Genomic DNA, 16,601 nt, shown 5'->3' with positions numbered 1-16,601 from the left:
CGTCCGGGGCCGCCACGATGCTGTGGCCGACGCCGCGGGGCGCCTTCTCCGGGTTCTCCTCCCCCGCGGCCGGGGGGGGGGGCACCGCGTGCAGTGGCTGGCAGCCGGGACCTACGACCGCGCCGTGGGGTTGTCCCTGTTCACCCTGCAGGTGACCCACAAGATCGACGCCGACATCGATGTGGAGCGCGACTACGTGGTGGACACCGTGCTCCACGCCGTCCCCGAGGCGGAAGTGGCCGTGATCGAGGACTTCTCCACCGGCTACCACAGCCGCAACGGCGGCGGGGACGCCGTGCGCACGGACGGCGACCTCCCCGTCCCGCTGCTCGAGGACGTCCCCGCCGCGGCCACTCCCGCCGCCACGTCCCAGGCGGGCCGGGCGACGTCGCACGCCACCTCCGCCGAGGACGTCCTCCAGGACGTCGCCCGCCGGCCGTTCTCGATCGTGGCGGCCTGGGCCCTGACCCTCGTCTCCGCTCTCACCTTCGCACTCGGTCTGCTGCTGCGTCCCGACGAGCTCACGAGCGACCTGGAGCTGGAGACGGCCTCGCCGCTGGAGAACGTGGTCACGTGGAGCATCATGGTGGGTTTCATCGTCCTGCTCCTGGGCGCCATCCTCTTCCTGGGGTGGCGCACGTTCCAGGGCAGCCAGCGGTCCCGTCTCACCATGATCGTGCTGGTCACCCTGTCCCAGGCCATCCAGATCGCCGGCTTCTTCCAGGGTGCCCGGCCCACCGCGGGCGCGCTGCTCTCCGCCTCGATCGACCTCCTGACGGTCTACGCCCTCACCAGCCTGTCCGCGCGTGCGTGGACGCGTGGCGGGGCGACGAGCGCCCGTGAGGAGTCCGCTCGATGATCCTGGCCCTCGCGGTGGTCCTGGCGGTGGTCATCCTCTGGTCCGTGGTGGCCAAGCGGGTGGAGTCGATGTTCATCACCCTCCCGCTCGCCCTGATCGCGGTGGGGATCGCGGTGGGGTGGGAGAGCTCGTCCGCGATCTTCGACCACCTCACCGACCCTCTGCTGGAGCGCACCGTGGAGGTGGTGCTCGCCCTGCTGCTGTTCCTGGACGCCACCGAGGTGGGCAGGGTGCATCGCCGGGACGCGGGCGTCCTGGTGCGGCTCGTGCTGATCGGCGTGCCGCTGTCCCTGTTCACCGGGACCGTCGTCATCAGGTGGCTCTACCCCGAGATGCGCGTGGCCCTGTGCTTCGTGCTGGCGTGCGTGGTCGTCCCCACGGACATGGCGCCCGCCTCGGCCGTGGTCAAGGACCGGCGCCTGCCCCGGCGGGTCCGCGACGTGCTGAACACCGAGAGCGGGTACAACGACGGCATCGTGGCCCCGTTCTTCCTGCTGGGCATCGCGTTCCTCGCCGGCGGGCACGACGTCACGGAGAAGGGCGCCGAGGCCCTCGCGGAAATGGTGCCCGCGGCGACCTGGGCCGTGGGGATCGGCGCGCCCGTGGGCGCGGGACTGGACCTGCGCGCCGTGGTCCTCGCGGTGGCCGCGGTGACCGTGGTCCGCGTGCTGCCCGTGCTGGTGGTGCTGCTGTTCTCGTCCCTCACGTGGCGGGACCGTCTGCTCGTGGGATGGCTGGGGCCCCGCGGGATCGCCTCCATCGTGTTCGCCCTGCTGGCCATCCAGCACGTGGACGGGGACGACTTCGTGCTGGTGATCCAGGTGGTGAGCCTGACCGTGGTGCTCTCCGCGGTGGTCCACGGGGTGTCCGCCCCGCTGATCGCACGACGTCTGACACGCTCCCGGGAACCCGGCACCGGGTCTGGCGACCAATAGTTTTGTTCGCTAGCCAAAATACAATTCAGTAATGTGTGCCACATAAAACTAATACGCCTGGCTGTTAAAATTTCGCTGTCCCTCCCCGAAAGGAAGGGATAGCACGCATGAAATTGACGCAGACCCTGCCCGCCGCGGTGATCGCGGTTCTCCTGGCAGGCACGTGGGCCGTGCCCGCGCCCACCACCTCGGTGGGTGCCCACGAGAAGGGCACCCTCACGACCGCCTCCGGCACCACGGTGAGCTTCGATGCGCCCCGGAGGTGGTCCACGACCCCGTCCACGAGCCGGACCTCCACCGCCTACACCAGGACCGAGGACGACCAGGTGCTCACGCTGTCCGTGATCGAGGGCAGCGAGGACTTCGACACCACCGCCGACCGCGTGCTGCGCCAGAAGTCCCTGTCCGGGACGTCCGCGGCGTTCGACGGCGGGCGGATCACCTCCCGGAGCGGCTTCAGCGGCAAGAGCTGCGTGGCGATCAAGTCGGCCGAGAAGGCCACCGGTCCGTGCGCCGTGGTGCACTAGGAGGACACGGTCGTGGTGGTGACCGCCACGAGCACCGGCAAGGACGAGGCGCCCGACCTGCAGGCTCTGCTGGACAGCCTCGAGATGACCAAGGAGGATCCCGTATGAGCTCCGTGGCTGCTCCCGCTGCGAACCGGGGAGATCACCGGACCCCCGGTCACACCGACGGGCCGGGGTACGGGCACGAGTTCTTCCGCCCCCGCTCCGCCGTGTGGTGGCTGTACTGCGCCACGGTGGCCGTGGGGACCCCCGGTGTGGTGCTGGCGGTCTCCCAGACCTTCACCGCGGCCAAGGACGCCCTGTTCGAGGTCGCGCCGATCTTCGTGGTCACCCTGGCGCTGGCCACGGTGTTCGGGGCCACCGTTCCCACCTGGCTCGCGGTGCACGCGAACGAGCGCCTCTTCGCGGTGGCGGCCAAGCTGCTGCCGCCCGGCGCGGGCGCGGACTGGGGTGCCGCCGTGGCGGGGCCCACGAGGGAGGAGTGGGGCAAGACGCTGGGCGTGGTGATCATCATGCTGGTGGCCTCCCGGACGCTGCGCCGTCCTATGCACGGGCTGCTGGTGGGTGCGTTCGTGGGCCTGGGTTTCCAGGTCTTCGAGAACATCTCCTACGCGGCCAACAACGCCCCCACGGACGCCAACGACGACTTCACGGGTGCCTTCGGGGTCACGGTGCTGCGCAGCGTCATCGGCATCTCGTCCCACTGGCTCTACACGGGAATCATCGGCGTGGGCGTGGCCTGTCTGCTGGGTCGCACCGTCAGACGTCATTCAATGGTTTTCCGCGTGGGCGCCTTCGCGGGTTCGTACGTCCTCGGGTGGGGTCTGCACTTCCTGTGGAATTCCCCGGCCCCGGAGGAACTCTCGGTTCTTGCCATTCCCGCGAAGATCGCCGTGGCGCTGGTGTGCTTCGTCCTCGTGACGCGCGTGGCCTGGCGGCAGGAGCGCGCATACCTGGCCGCGGCCCACGACGAGGTGCTCGCCTCCCCGGCCGCGTCCCGGCTCGAAGGCGCGCACGACGACGCCGTTACCAGTGCCGCGGGCACGCGCGCGCAGCGCCGTCGTGGGCTCAAGGACGCGCGCAGGGCCGGTGGGCGGAAGAACAGGAAGCGCGTCAAGCGGGCGCGCGTGGGGTACCTCGATGCGCTCCAGGCCCGGGGTCGGAGGGGGACCGGCGTGGACGAGCGGCCGCTCGTGCCGTGAGTCCGCCGCCCCGACGAGCGGGTCCCCGTCGCGGGAGCCCCGTGAGCGGGTGACTGCGCCCCGCGGGGGCGGGACGGCGCGGATGCGCTCGGGGCACGGGCCGGGTCCGGACGGAGCACGATGCTCCCCGGGCCCGGCCTACCGCACGTCGATGCCGAACACGCGCTTGACGGCCGTGACCACGTGACGGCCGTAGCGCTGGGAGGACGGCGTGGAGGAGAACGGCAGGAAGCGCCCGGGCACGTCCGGGTGGGTGATCTTCCCGTGGGTGGGGCCGGAGGTGGTCACCTCGAAGCCCGCGCCGCGCAGCCGCCGCAGCAGCTCCCTGCGGTTGGTGGGGTAGCGGGTTCCGCCGCCACCGGGTTTGGCGCCGGTGCGGTCCAGGGAGTCCGGGGTGTCCGCCCAGGTCTCGTCCGGGCGGCGGGCGATGGCCCACCCGCTGCGGTAGATCCCCACCACGCGGTGCTCCGCCCGGGTCACCTGCACGCACAGCTGCCCGCGCACGTAGTAGTCCGTGCGCCCCAGGTCCGCGGTCCACGTGTCCTCGGGATCGGCCACCACGGTGCGCAGCGCGGCCTCGCTCACGTCCCACACGCCCTGCACGTGCACGCCCTCCGCGGGGACGTCCAGCTCGGGTGCGTGGGCGGCGGCCGAGTCCACGGTGTACAGGGCGTTCTGCGGGGTCCCGGTCCCGGGGGTCACCCCGGCACGCAGCCGTGCGACGAACTCCGCGAGCTGCGGGTCCACGGTCAGCTCGCGCGCGGCGTCCTCCGCCGTGGTCCCGGTCGCGGGGATCCTCCGGGGTCCGGGTCCGGGCCGGGGCGCCCCGTCCGGTGCCGCGTGGACCGCGGGTTCCGCACGCCCCACGGACGACGACGCCGCCCGCGCGCCCTCCACCTCCGGGGTCCCGTCGACCGCCGCAGGGTCCGCGCGGCCTCGTGCGTCCGCGGCCGGACCGGGCCGCCACGAGGAGTAGTCCACCGGGCGCACGCCCAGCGCGGGGTCCGTGCGGCCCCGCATCACGGCGGGGGAGGGGCGGGGAGTGCTCATGGTGGTGGTCCTGTGCTGTGGGGAGGGTGCCGGTGGTCGAACGTCCCTGTCACCGTGCCACGATCTCGCGGTGCGCGCCACACGCCCAGCGCCCATGCCACCGCCCGGCCCGGGCCGAGTCGGGCCGGGGTGCCCGCGTCTCCGCCCACCTTCGGAACCGGGGCCGCCCGCGGGTGCCGGCCCCGCGGCGTCGTGCCCCCGGGAGCGGGCCGGACGTACACTCGGGCGGGTGGAATGCGGATACTACGACCGTGACCTGTGCCGGTCCTGCACGGTGATCGAGGTGCCCTACGAGCGGCAGCTGGACCGGAAGCAGCGGCTCGTGCGGGACCTGGTGGACCCCCACGGCGCTCCGCGCTGGCTGGAGCCCGTGGCGTCGGCGGAGGCCGGTTTCCGCAACAAGGCCAAGATGGTGGTGGCCGGAACGGTGGGCGCACCCACCCTGGGGATCCTGGACGGGGCCCGCGGCACGGACCTGCGCGACTGCCCGCTGTACCCCGAGCCGCTCACCCGCGCCCTGCACGCGCTCGCCGAGTTCGTTGCCCGCGTGCGCCTGCTCCCGTACGACGTGGCCAGACGGCGGGGCGAGCTCAAGCACCTCCTCGTGACCGTGAACCCCGAGGGTCGGCTCATGGTGCGCTTCGTGCTGCGCAGCACCCGCCAGCTGCCCAAGATCCGCGACAGCATGGACCTGCTGCGGGAGCTGGTGCCCGCGGCGAGCGTGGTCTCGGTGAACCTGCAGCCGGAGCACAAGGCCGTGATCGAGGGCCCCGAGGAGATCCTGCTCACGGAGCGGTCCGAGCTGGTGATGAGCGTCAACGGGATCGGGCTGCGCGTGCGTCCGCGCTCCTTCTTCCAGACCAACACCGCGGTCACCGAGCGGCTGTACGCGCAGGCGGCCGACTGGGTGCGCGCCGCGGACCCGGCGAGCGTGTGGGACCTGTACTGCGGTGTGGGCGGGTTCGCGCTGCACGTGGCGGACCCCGCGCGCGAGGTGGTGGGCACCGAGATCTCGGAGGAGGCCGTGGCGTCCGCGCGGGACACCGCCCGTTCCCTGGGCCTGCCGGACAGCGGCCCCGGCTCCGTGCGCTTCCTCGCCGACGACGCCGCCGCGACCCCCGCGGACCTGCCCGGCACCCCGGAGCTCGCGATCGTCAACCCGCCGCGGCGCGGACTGGACACGTCCCTGTGCGCGTGGCTCGAGGGCTCTCCCGTGCGCCACGCCGTGTACTCCTCCTGCAACGCGCGGACCCTGGCCAGGGACCTCGCCCGCATGCCGTCCCTGCGTCCCGTGGAGGCACGGCTGCTGGACATGTTCCCCCACACCGGCCACTACGAGGTGGCCGTGCTGCTGCGTCGGGCGTGACCCGGTGCGGGGCGGCGATCCGGTTCAGGACTGCGGTCCGGGTCAGGACTGGGCGGCGGCGAGACCCCGCAGGCGGGTGACCGCCTCGGTGACCATGTCCGGCACGGGCTGGTCGATGTCCAGCACGTACCCGCCCTCCTCCTGCGCGAGGGGTTCCAGCGTGGCCATCTGCGACTGCAGCAGGGAGGCCGGCATGAAGTGGCCGCTGCGCCCCTCGATGCGCCGGGTCAGCACCTCCAGGGAGCCGTCCAGGTGCAGGAACAGCGCGGACGGCGCCTGGGAGCGGATGCGCTCGCGGTAGGCCCGTTTCAGGGCCGAGCACGCCACCGCGAGCCCGTCGTTGCGCTCACCGTGCTCGTGCAGGGTGCGGCCCACGATCTCCAGCCAGGGCCACCGGTCCGCGTCCTCCAGTGGGGTTCCCGAGGCCATCTTCTGGACGTTCTCGATGGGGTGGAGACTGTCCCCGTCCACGAACTCCACGCCGAGCTCGTGGGCCACGAGCGTGCCGATGGTGGTCTTGCCGGAACCCGAGACCCCCATGACCACCACGAGCGGTGCGAGCTCCTCCCGCGCCGGGCTCACGCCGCGCACGCCGGGTTCGCGGCACCCGTGGGTGCGCTCGACGGTCCCTGGGCCGGCCGGTCCGTGGGTGACCCGCCCGAGCGGGCGGCATCGTGGAATGACATGGTGTTCCTCTCCGAAACGGGCAGTGCACAGATCACGGATGAACAATGCCACGTGATCCCGGGGTGCTCGCTCCACCCCGGGTGGTCCGGGCCCCGCCACGGCGGGGCGCCGCAGGGTCGGGGCGGGGCGCACATCGCCTGGTGCCCGCGCGTGTCCCCCCGGGGCGCATACTTTCCCAGTGATCACTCTCGCCCTCCTGCTGCTGGTCGTGGGGTTCCTCTACGCCGTGGAGCACTCCTGGCCGGGTTTCCGCAGGATCGGCGCGTGGTGGGTGCGGCGCGGTGAGCCCCTCAAGAACAGGGTGCGGCGTGCCCCGCTGACCTACCTGTACCTGGTGCTGCTGACCTTCACCACCTGGCTGCTGGCGAACACGAGCGAACCGCTGCGCCGGGCCTTCCTCGCGGAGCAGTCCACGAACCTGCACGAGCTGCGCACCAACCCGGTGACGGTGCTGGTGCGCAGCGCCATGTACGTCTCGTTCATGGAGCTGCTGATCTGGTGGGTGGCGTTCAGCCTGGTGGTCGCACCCATGGAGCGCAGGTTCGGGTGGCAGCGGATGCTCGCGGGATTCGCCCTGGGCCACGTGGCGGCCACCGTGGCCGTCGCGTGCCTGCAGGTGTGGCTCTTCCGGGCCGCGGCTCTGCCCGTTCCCGCACCCGTGCTGGTCGACGTGGGGGCGAGCTACGGGTTCTGCGCCCTCGCGGCGCTGGCAACCTACCAGGGCTCGCTCAGACGCCGGCTCACGTGGGCGGGGGCGGTGGTGACGGTCCTCGGGGGCCTGCTCCTGCTGGACTTCGACTGGACCTCCATGGGGCACGCTGTGGCCGCCCTGGTGGGTTTCGCGAGCTACCGCCTGGTGCGGCCCGAGGCCGCGGTGCACCACGAGGCGCGGATCCGGGCGCGGCACCTCTACGAGATGGAGCACGGGGGCGGCTGACGGGCCGTTGCCCGGCACCCAGCCCGTCGCACCGGCCGGGCACTCCCTCCCGAACACCTCTCGGGCTCCGGGCACACGCGCGCCGATCTGGTTACTCGCGGGTTTTGTGACCCGCCCCACCCTGCCCTAGCATGCATCCTGTATCCCGGTGGCCCCGGACGTCGGCGTGATCCGTCCGATCGGGCCGGGCGACCGGATGGTCCTGACAGGGCGACTCGATGTTCACCGGTCACACCTCCGGATCGGATCCTCGCCCCCGCGGACCCTCGTGGGTGGCACGGGCACCGGTCGCCCGCAAGCGCACGACAACGGCGTGGACCGGACATTGCGAGCGCGCCGACGAGGGAATGGTGTCATGAGGTTGAAACCCTGGATGAGGGTCAGTTCCGCACTCCTGGCGGTGGCCTGGGGCGGCAACGAGTTCACCCCGCTGCTGGTCATGTACCGCACCGTGGAGGGCTACCAGCAGGTCGCCGTGGACATGCTGCTCGCGGCGTACGTGCTGGGGATCGTGCCCGCCCTGCTGATCGGCGGCCCGCTCTCGGACCGGCACGGTCGGCGCACGCTCATGATCCCCGCTCCCGTGCTGGCCATGGTGGGAAGCGTCCTGCTGGCCGTGGGCGCGGAGAGTCTGCTCATGCTCTTCGTGGGCCGGGTGTTCTCCGGACTGGCCCTGGGGCTGGGCATGGCCGTGGGCACCTCGTGGATCAAGGAGCTCTCCGAGCGGCCGCACGAGGAGCACCCGGAAACGGTGTCCGGCGCGCGGCGTGCCTCGCTGTCGTTGACGGCGGGCTTTGCCCTCGGTGCCGCCGCGGCCGCGGCGCTCGCGCAGTTCGCCCCGCTGCAGACCGTGCTGCCCTACATGATCAACCTGCTGATCTGCGTGCCCGCCGTGTTCCTCGTGGCGGGCGCACCCGAGACCCGTCACGCCTCCGCTCCCCACGGCCCGCTGGTGGCGGACCTGAAGATCCCGGCCACCCGGCAGCACCGCTTCTGGTTCGTGGTGGCGCCCTCCGCCCCGTGGGTCTTCGGCTGCGCGGCCTCCGCGTACGCGATCCTGCCCGCCCTGATGGCGGACGTGGTGGGACCGCGCTACGGCATCGCCTTCTCCGGGCTGATGTGCCTGGTGGGGCTGGGGTGCGGGTTCTTCATCCAGCCCCTGGGCAAGCGGCTGGACCGGGAGGGCTCCATCCGCTCCCTGGCCGTGGGCATGGTGGCCGTGATCCTGGGGATGCTCGCCGCCGTGCTCGCCTCCGCCACGCTCAACCTGGCCGTGGTCCTGGTGGCCGCCGCCGTGCTGGGCTGCGGCTACGGACTGGTGCTGGTCTCCGGTCTGCAGGAGGTCCAGCGCATCGCCCGCCCGGACGACCTCGCCGGTCTGACCGCCGTCTTCTACTCCCTGACCTACGTGGGCTTCTTCATCCCCATGATCCTCGCGCTGGTCTCCGAGTTCACCAGCTACCCGTGGCTGTTCGCCTCCGGGGCGGTGATCGCCACCCTGTGCCTGGGCGTCATGGTCTACGGCCGACGGCACGAGGTGCGGGACCTGGATGCCGAGCGGAGCGGCGTCGTCGGGGCCTGAGCATTTCGGCGGGAGCATGACGATGGCCGGGGCGCACGCCCCGGCCATCGTCATGCTCTGAGCACGGTGTGTCAGCCGCGGGTGTCCCCGGGGGACGAGCCCGCGCGGAGGCTGTCGTGGTGCGCCATCAGCTGCCGCTCCCGGGGGAGGACGCACAGCAGCAGCACCACGGTGAGCACCACGGACACCGTCAGCAGCCCGTACGTGGCGCCCCAGCCGAACTGGTGCACCACCCACCCCACACCGGTGGAGGCCAGGGTGGCGCCGAAGACGTAGCCGAACAGGCCGGTGAAGCCCGCGGCGGTGCCCGCCACGTGACGGGCGGACATGTCCAGCGCCTGCAGCCCGATGAGCATCACGGGCCCGTAGATGAACGCGCCGATGAAGAACAGGAACACCATGAGCAGCCAGTACGGGGTGCCCACCGGGGCCAGCCAGTAGGCCACGAGGAACACGCCCACGCCCACCATGAACACGATGCCGGTCCAGCTGCGGTTGCCGTGGAACACCCTGTCCGAGACCCAGCCGCACGCGAGGGTGCCGAAGATCCCGGCCAGTTCGAACAGCGAGAACCCCGCGATGCCCTGCGCGAGGGACATGCCGTGGTGCTCCGCCAGGTAGGTGGGTGCCCAGCTGAGCACGCCGTAGCGCAGGGAGTAAATGAACACGTTGGCCAGCGCCAGGAACACCATGGTGCGGTTGAGCAGCACGTGCTTGACGATCACGCCCCAGTAGGAGGACTGCTCGAGCTCACCGAGGTCCGTCTCCACCTTGGCGGGGTCGTTGCGGTGCTCCTCGATCGGCGGCAGTCCCACGGCCTCGGGGCGGTCGCGCACCAGCACGAACGCCACGGCGGCGACCACGAGCGCGCCGATGGCGGGAACCCAGAACGCGGACTGCCAGGTGTCCCCGGTCAGGGCCAGGCCCAGGGCCGCGAGGGCGCCCACGCCCATGCCGCCCACGTTGTGGGCGGTGTTCCAGATGGCGGTCTTCCAGCCGCGCTCGTTCGTGGAGAACCAGTGCACGAGCACGCGCCCGCACGGCGGCCACCCCATGCCCTGGACCCAGCCGTTGAGGAACATCACGGTGGCGAACAGGGCCACGGAGGCGGAGACGGCCGGCACGAACGCCACCACCAGGTTGGCCACCGCGGACAGGGCCAGGCCGATGGGCAGGAAGTACCGGGCGTTCGAGCGGTCCGAGACGGTCGCGGAGAAGAACTTGGAGAAGCCGTAGGCCAGCAGCACGGCGTTGCTGATGATGCCGATGCCCACCGTGTTGATGGTTCCCTGCGCCAGCAGAAGCGGGGCGATGAGCGAGATGTTGTTGCGGATCAGGTAGAAGCCCGCGTACCCCAGGAAGATCCCGATGAACACCTGCAGCCGCAGGCGCGGGTACCGGCGGGTGATCTCCTGCTCGGGCAGTCGTGGGGCTGCGGCGGGGGCTGCCATCCAGCGCAGGGCGCGGGGTGTTCCGGCGGCAGGGTCCGCCGCGGGGCGCGGTTGTGAGGGTGCGGACATGCGCTCCACCTCTCGGGTCGTGGGGAAGGCCCGCTGCACGTCGAGCAGGCAAAAGGCCCATGCTACTCACGGCTTGCCGCGGTCCGGGCCAGGCCCGCGGCACACCCCGGACGGTGCAGGTGCCCGCCACCCACGGCATCCGAACGGGGCCGGTCTGCTGCGGTTCAGCCGCTCAGCAGGGTGAGCAGGCCGCGCACCAGGACGACGACGCCGCCCACCGTGGCGAGCGCCATCGCCAGCTTCTGCGCGACGGCCTTGGAGAGGTGCCGTGCCAGCCAGGTTCCCAGGACGATCCCGAGCAGCACCGTGACCACGAGCGCCACCACGGCCACGATCCCGGGGACCGGGAGCGCGAAGTGCACCCCGGCCACGAGCTTCGACACGACGGAGAGCAGCCCCATGCTCATGAACACCGGCTGCATGGTCGCGGCGAAGCGGACCTGGTCCCACCGGGTCACCCGGGAGTAGATCACCATGGCCGGTGCCGCCACACCCGCGGTCGCGTTGCAGAACCCGCCGACCACCCCGGCAGGAACCGCGGTGGCCCTGCGGGTGGCGTAGGGGGTGGCGGGCGAGAACCGTGTGATGGCCAGGCCCGTGAGCACCACCAGCCCCACGGCCACCTGCAGCCATCCGGCGGGAACCAGGCGCACCACCAGGGCGCCCGCCACGATCCCCGGCAGCGCGGATGCCACCAGGACCGCGGCGTGGCGCCACTCCACGAGCCGCCGCACGGAGAGGGTGATCAGGAATCCCGAGCACGTGGTGGCCGCGTTCGTTGCCAGCACACCGGCGCCGGGCCCCATGAGCAGGGACAGCACGGGCGCCACCACCAGACCCACGCCCGTGCCGGAGACCCGCTGCAGGACGGTGCCCACGAGGACCGCGGTCAGCGCGAAGAGAAGAACGGTCATGGTGCTCCTCGAGTGGAGGTGCTCGGCTCGTGGCTGCCGGAGGGGCTGGCCACGTGCCAGGGAGCGAGTCCACCAATGGTGTCAGACGCGCGGCCCAGGAGGTTCGAGAGGGGGCGGCGAACATGCCCCACCTCCCGTGTTCAGAGGGTCCACTCCCAGGCCTGGTCCAGAATTGACGGGGCATAGATCAGGGTCCCCTTGGTGCTCGGAAGATCCAGCACGATCTTGCCAGAGGCGCGCTCCGCCGGCCCCATGTCTCGGAGGAGTTCCTTCGGGTCGAGGCAGTTGAAGACGGGATTGGTCATGACAGAGTTTGCGGTCGTTCCTTTGTCGTCCACGAACTTCCAGTCCGCAGGGTTGAACGAGAAGTCCTGACCGTAGAACGCCTTTTTGAAGGGCGCGGCGGCTCCGGTCTTCGCCTCCACGTTCACGGAGACAAGGTGCCCGTTCTCTGCGGGCATGGCCACGGGGCTGGTGCACTTCGTGTTGAGGTCGACAGACTTCACGGTGAAGTCGAGGACGGGTTCGGGCTTCTCATTCTGTCCTGAGACAGTGATCCCGGCAGGTTCCCCGAACTTCTTTTGCACGTTTCCCCGGTCGGACAATTTCGAGGACGACGATGGCTCTTCCGCGGTGGTCGAGCTGGTTGTGACCCCGGCCGATGTGGGTGCGGTCATGCTGCTGCTCGCGGCGGTGCATCCAACGAGGCAAGCCGTCATCGCAGGTACGAGGGCCAGGTAGGGAAGACGCTTCACGGGGAACCTTTCGTGAGTGGTGGAGGCGGCACGGATTGTGCGCAGGTACGACAATAAGTATGCGTACGCATTATTTTTGGAATTTGCCCGACCTGGCCTCGTCTGTGTCCGTGTCTCGTCCACACCTACCCTGGACCCATGGTGGAGAAGAGCAAGTGGATGGCGCACGCGGCGCAGACCCCCGGGCACTCGCAGTGGTACATCGACAGGTTTCGGACCATGGCCCGGCGCGGCCAGGACATCGTGGGGGAGGCGCGGCTGATCGACGCCATGGTCCCGCGCGGCGCTCGCATCCTGGACGCCGGGTGCGGTGCGGGCCGGTTGGCGGGGTACCTCCACGCCGCAGGACACCGGGTGACGGGGGTGGACGTGGACCCGGAGCTGATCCGCGCGGCCCGCACTGATCACCCCGGCCCCGACTACGTGGAGGCGGACCTCGCCACGCTCACGGAACTGGACCTCGGGGATCCGTTCGACGCCATCGTGTGCGCCGGCAACGTGGTCACCTTCCTCGCGGAGAGCACCCGCCGGGACGTGCTGCGCGGATTCCGGGCGCACCTCGCTCGGGACGGTCGCGCCGTGGTGGGCTTCGGTGCGGACCGCGGCTACCCCGTCCCGGACTTCCTCGCCGACGCCGCCGCGGCGGGTCTCGCGCCGCAACTCACCCTTTCCGGGTGGGACGTGCGGCCGTGGCGCGAGGAGAGCGACTTCCTGGTGGCGGTGTTGGCCGTGGGAGGCCTCTGAGACCCTCTACGCTTGACCTGGTACACGTGCGCCGGGTGAACAGGAAGAGGTACTCGCATGTCCGCTGGACTGGCTGCGCTGCTGGACGACATCGCAGCACTCGCCAAGATGACCGCCGCCAGTCTGGACGACGTCGCGGGAGCCACCGGGCGGGCGAGCGCCAAGGCCGCGGGCGTCGTCGTGGACGACACCGCGGTGACCCCGCGCTTCGTGGAGGGAGTGAGCCCCAAGCGGGAGCTGCCGATCATCAAGAAGATCACGATCGGCTCGCTGCGCAACAAGCTGCTGATCATCCTCCCCGTGGCCCTGATCCTGAGTCAGTTCGCCCCGTGGCTGCTCACACCGCTGCTCATGCTCGGTGGGACGTACCTCTGCTTCGAGGGTGCGGAGAAGGTGATCGAGCACTTCTCCTCCAAGGACCACGCGGCGCAGGAACCGGCCACGGACCGGGGCCCCGACGCCGAGAAGAAGATCACGTCCGGCGCCATCCGCACGGACCTGATCCTCAGCTCGGAGATCATGGTGATCGCCCTCAACGAGGTGTCCCACGAGCCGTTCCTGTCACGGCTGCTGATCCTGGTGGTGGTGGCCATCTTCATCACCCTCGCCGTCTACGGCGTGGTAGCGCTAATCGTGAAGATGGACGACATCGGCCTGGCACTCGCCAAGAAGGACTCGGCGGGTACGCAGAAGTTCGGTCGGGCCCTTGTCACTGCCATGCCGCGGGTGCTGAACGTGATCTCGATCGTGGGCGTCTTCGCCATGCTGTGGGTGGGTGGCCACATCATCCTGGTGGGGATGGCGGAACTCGGCTTCACCCCCCTCTACGACTGGGTGCACCACCTGGGCGAGGGTGTCCACCACGTCCCCGCCGTGGGTCCCGCGCTCGCGTGGCTCGTTGAGACGTTCTTCGCGCTGGTCCTCGGGGTCATCTGGGGCTCCGTCGTGGTCGGCGTCATCCACGTCCTGCCGTTCGGCAAGAAGCACGGCTCCGACGACGGCGCGTCCACCGGTTCCGAGAGCGGCGCGGCCCCCGAGCCGCACGAGGACGCGGGCGACGTCGTCGGCTCCGGGCGCGGGGCGACTGCCCCGGGTCACGCAGGGGAACCGGCCGGGGCGGACGCGGACCAGCACACCGTGCAGGGCGGTTCGACCGCAGCAGAAGACCCCCGGCGCGGCTGAGGTGCCGGACCGGGATCTTGGCGGTGCCCGCCTTCATGATGGTGACTCCGAATGCTCTACGGATCCCGGCCCTGCCGAGCGGTCGGCGTTCTCGACCCGCTCGGCCGCGGAGCCGGTGTGCAGTGCTCCCTCAGGTCGTCTCCCGCAGCCCCGCGGACGCGCACAGCTCCACGAGCCCGTCCAGCCCGAAGGCCTGCAGCGGCCCCACGACACCGCGGGCCTGTGAACGCCCGGCGAGCAGGTACTCGGCACCGGCCGCCAGCAGGTGGCCGGTCACGGTGTAGACGTTGGGTCCTGTCACGTGCACCTCGGAGACCACCCGGTCCTGCGCGTCCGTGACCACGGCCGCCGCGTGGGAGGTGGTTTTGGCGCGTTCCTCGGCGCCGGGACCGCCCTCGGACCCCGCCACCCGGGTGATGCCCTGCGCCAGCGCCTTGCGGATCGGAGCCACGGAACCGGCCACCGCAAGGGCGGGCATGGCGGCCTTCACCGCCGGGCCGGCTCCCGAGAACCAGCCGTTGAACACCTCGATGTTCGCCACCCGCGGGAATGCGTCCGGGAGGAAGAGCACCTCGGTGCCCGGGAACATGATGGCGCTCCGCTGCTTGCCGTCCACCGTGAACGTGTGCTGCTGCCCGATGGAGCCGGGCTTGGCCAGGCGGTGGTCCCGCCACACGCGGAACGGCTGACTCAGCTGCTCCAGCAGGGTGTTCATGGTGCCCTTGCTCAGCCCGGCCCGGCCGTCCCCGGGGGCGAAGTACCCCACCCGCAACGTCTCCGCGGCAGCCCCGGCGCGGTCCAGCGCGAGGGCGCCGGCGAGGATCCCCGGCACGTAGTCGTAGCCGAACGCGGGCAGCATGGTGCCGCGGGGCGCTCGGGCGTGGGCGGCGTCGTCGGCGCCCCCGGGGACCGCGGAGGGGTGACGCTCCTGCAGCCGACGCACGAAGCCCACCTCACCCGTGGAGTCCAGGTAGTGCGCCCCCTGGGAGGCCGCGGCGTCCGCGACCACGTCCCCCATGCGGTCGAACGGGCCCACGGTGGTGATCAGCACGTCCCCCTCGGTGACGAGGGAGCGTACGGAGTCCGGGTCCGCGAGGTCGGCGGTGCGCACGTCCAGACCGCCCAGGGTGCAGGCCAGCCGGTTCAGCTCCCTCTCGCGCCGCCCGGCGAGCACGGGGCGCAGACCGCGTTCCACGAGGGACTGCGCAACCAGGCGGCCGGTGTATCCGGTGGCGCCGAAAACCACGGCACGTGCGTTCATGGGTCCTCCTACGGGTGACGGGATCAGTTCGTCACGTTACTGGACCGTTCCGCGCGGCGGCACCCCCGGGGTGCCTCGCCTCCGGCCCCTGGTCGCGACCGCGGGACCGGCTCCGCCCCGGTGTGTGCCACGATGACACCGGGGTGCCGTCTCCGGTACGCACCCGCGGTGACGGCACGAGAGGACCCCGTGAACAGCACGACCGCGTCCGAGTGGCAGATCGCGGACATCGACGTCCCCGCCTACCTGCATGCCCTCGGTCTCGACGCCGCGGCCCTCGCCGGCGTGCCGCGGGACCTCGATCTGCTGGAACGGCTCCACCGCGCCCACGTGTCCACGGTCCCCTTCGGCAACGTGGGCGTGCTGCTGGGCGAGCACCCCGGGGTGGCGCCGGCCACGGTCTTCGACCAGCTCGTGCGACGCCGCCGCGGCGGGTACTGCTTCGAGCACTCCCAGCTCTTCGCCGCGGCCCTCGAGACCCTGGGCTTCACCGTGCGCCGTGCGCTGGGCCGTGTCCGCTCGCTGCAGAGTCCCCGGACCCACATGACCGTCCTCGTGGACGTCGCGGGTGCCCGGTACCTGTGCGATCCCGGTTTCGGGTTCAGCATCACCGGGCCCGTCCCGCTGCACGACGGCGCCCGCCGCGTGGAGGGCGACCGCACCTTCACGGTGGGCCGGGTCCGGGACGAGGGCTGGCCCCTGTGGTCCCTCAGCCGGGACGGGACCATGGAGCACGTGCTGGAGGAGTCCACCGTCCACCCGGCGGACGTGCGGATGGGCCACCTGATGACCTCCACGGACGCGGACTCCGTGTTCCGGCACCACCTCATGGTCATGAAGCACACTCCGGGCGGCCACGTGACGGTCACGGAGCGCGGGGTCACGGAACGCCCACCGGGCAGGGACACGCGGCACCGGGAGCTGTCCGCGCGGGAGGTGGTGGACCGGGTCCGCGATCTGGGGGTCCGCCTCACGGAGGCCGAGGCGGGAACCCTGGTCACCACGGTCACCCGCTTGCGGGGCTGACGGGCACCGACGCACCGCGCCACCGTCCGGCCTGCGCCGTGGACCGCCGCGGTG

At 71.4% G+C, this 16,601-nt stretch carries 16 protein-coding genes; 10 read left to right on the top strand and 6 right to left on the bottom strand.

Annotation, left to right across the window (positions count from 1 at the left end; translation table 11 throughout):
• Positions 1-88: 88 nt before the first annotated feature.
• From C1C97_RS11210 to C1C97_RS11195, 4 genes are all read left to right on the top strand, one after another.
• Positions 89-859, top strand: coding sequence for an LssY C-terminal domain-containing protein (locus C1C97_RS11210; RefSeq protein ID WP_233542912.1), 771 nt, complete (start codon positions 89-91; stop codon positions 857-859).
• Complete coding sequence (locus tag C1C97_RS11205; RefSeq protein ID WP_110920525.1) at positions 856-1,794, top strand: cation:proton antiporter domain-containing protein; 939 nt, start codon at positions 856-858, stop codon at positions 1,792-1,794. Before C1C97_RS11210 ends, C1C97_RS11205 begins: the two co-directional genes overlap by 4 nt.
• 107 nt (positions 1,795-1,901) lie before the next feature.
• A complete protein-coding gene (locus C1C97_RS11200) occupies positions 1,902-2,321 on the top strand; it encodes a hypothetical protein (protein ID WP_147406077.1) in 420 nt (139 codons plus the stop codon).
• 104 nt (positions 2,322-2,425) lie between these two features.
• Positions 2,426-3,523 carry a PrsW family intramembrane metalloprotease gene (locus tag C1C97_RS11195; RefSeq protein ID WP_110920523.1) on the top strand — a complete coding sequence of 366 codons (1,098 nt, stop codon included), beginning with the start codon at positions 2,426-2,428 and terminating at the stop codon, positions 3,521-3,523.
• A 138-nt stretch (positions 3,524-3,661) separates the two neighbouring features.
• Here the strand turns inward: C1C97_RS11195 and C1C97_RS11190 are convergent, their stop codons facing one another.
• Complete coding sequence (locus tag C1C97_RS11190) at positions 3,662-4,573, bottom strand: hypothetical protein (RefSeq protein ID WP_233542911.1); 912 nt, start codon at positions 4,571-4,573, stop codon at positions 3,662-3,664.
• A 229-nt stretch (positions 4,574-4,802) separates the two neighbouring features.
• Between C1C97_RS11190 and rlmC the strand changes: the two genes are divergently transcribed.
• Positions 4,803-5,939: a 23S rRNA (uracil(747)-C(5))-methyltransferase RlmC gene (rlmC, locus tag C1C97_RS11185; protein ID WP_121031882.1), complete on the top strand. Its 1,137-nt coding sequence runs from the start codon at positions 4,803-4,805 to the stop codon at positions 5,937-5,939.
• Between the two features lie 42 nt (positions 5,940-5,981).
• Here rlmC and C1C97_RS11180 read toward each other — a convergent pair whose 3' ends face one another.
• Positions 5,982-6,521 carry a gluconokinase gene (locus C1C97_RS11180; protein ID WP_121031907.1) on the bottom strand — a complete coding sequence of 180 codons (540 nt, stop codon included), beginning with the start codon at positions 6,519-6,521 and terminating at the stop codon, positions 5,982-5,984.
• Between the two features lie 283 nt (positions 6,522-6,804).
• On the opposite strand from C1C97_RS11180, the gene C1C97_RS11175 reads away from it, so the two are divergent.
• Complete coding sequence (locus C1C97_RS11175) at positions 6,805-7,563, top strand: rhomboid-like protein (RefSeq protein WP_121031880.1); 759 nt, start codon at positions 6,805-6,807, stop codon at positions 7,561-7,563.
• 355 nt (positions 7,564-7,918) lie between these two features.
• Positions 7,919-9,145: an MFS transporter gene (locus C1C97_RS11170; RefSeq protein ID WP_121031878.1), complete on the top strand. Its 1,227-nt coding sequence runs from the start codon at positions 7,919-7,921 to the stop codon at positions 9,143-9,145.
• A gap of 71 nt (positions 9,146-9,216) precedes the next feature.
• Here C1C97_RS11170 and C1C97_RS11165 read toward each other — a convergent pair whose 3' ends face one another.
• The 3 genes from C1C97_RS11165 to C1C97_RS11155 form a co-directional block, all read right to left on the bottom strand.
• The gene (locus C1C97_RS11165) at positions 9,217-10,665 is read right to left on the bottom strand and encodes an MFS transporter (RefSeq protein ID WP_233542910.1); all 1,449 of its coding nucleotides are present in this window, start codon (positions 10,663-10,665) and stop codon (positions 9,217-9,219) included.
• Positions 10,666-10,829: 164 nt separating this feature from the next.
• Positions 10,830-11,579 carry a sulfite exporter TauE/SafE family protein gene (locus tag C1C97_RS11160; protein ID WP_121031876.1) on the bottom strand — a complete coding sequence of 250 codons (750 nt, stop codon included), beginning with the start codon at positions 11,577-11,579 and terminating at the stop codon, positions 10,830-10,832.
• Positions 11,580-11,719: 140 nt separating this feature from the next.
• Positions 11,720-12,166 (bottom strand): hypothetical protein, encoded by a 447-nt coding sequence (locus C1C97_RS11155; RefSeq protein WP_147406076.1) that lies wholly within the window; start codon positions 12,164-12,166, stop codon positions 11,720-11,722.
• A 306-nt stretch (positions 12,167-12,472) separates the two neighbouring features.
• Here C1C97_RS11155 and C1C97_RS11145 point away from each other — a divergent pair, with 306 nt between their 5' ends.
• Both C1C97_RS11145 and C1C97_RS11140 read left to right on the top strand, forming a co-directional pair.
• Positions 12,473-13,078 (top strand): class I SAM-dependent methyltransferase, encoded by a 606-nt coding sequence (locus C1C97_RS11145; protein WP_121031870.1) that lies wholly within the window; start codon positions 12,473-12,475, stop codon positions 13,076-13,078.
• Positions 13,079-13,135: 57 nt separating this feature from the next.
• Positions 13,136-14,260 carry a DUF808 domain-containing protein gene (locus C1C97_RS11140; RefSeq protein WP_121031868.1) on the top strand — a complete coding sequence of 375 codons (1,125 nt, stop codon included), beginning with the start codon at positions 13,136-13,138 and terminating at the stop codon, positions 14,258-14,260.
• Positions 14,261-14,390: 130 nt separating this feature from the next.
• Here the strand turns inward: C1C97_RS11140 and C1C97_RS11135 are convergent, their stop codons facing one another.
• Positions 14,391-15,521 (bottom strand): saccharopine dehydrogenase family protein, encoded by a 1,131-nt coding sequence (locus C1C97_RS11135; RefSeq protein WP_121031866.1) that lies wholly within the window; start codon positions 15,519-15,521, stop codon positions 14,391-14,393.
• 189 nt (positions 15,522-15,710) lie between these two features.
• Between C1C97_RS11135 and C1C97_RS11130 the strand changes: the two genes are divergently transcribed.
• On the top strand, positions 15,711-16,547 hold the full coding sequence (locus C1C97_RS11130; protein WP_158591151.1) for an arylamine N-acetyltransferase family protein: 837 nt from the start codon (positions 15,711-15,713) through the stop codon (positions 16,545-16,547).
• Positions 16,548-16,601 lie beyond the last annotated feature (54 nt).

It is taken from the genome of Kocuria tytonis (assembly GCF_003226895.2).
Lineage (GTDB): Bacteria > Actinomycetota > Actinomycetes > Actinomycetales > Micrococcaceae > Kocuria > Kocuria tytonis.
The sequence above is the reverse complement of the archived record's forward strand: the minus strand, read 5'-3'. Positions and strand labels throughout refer to the sequence as shown.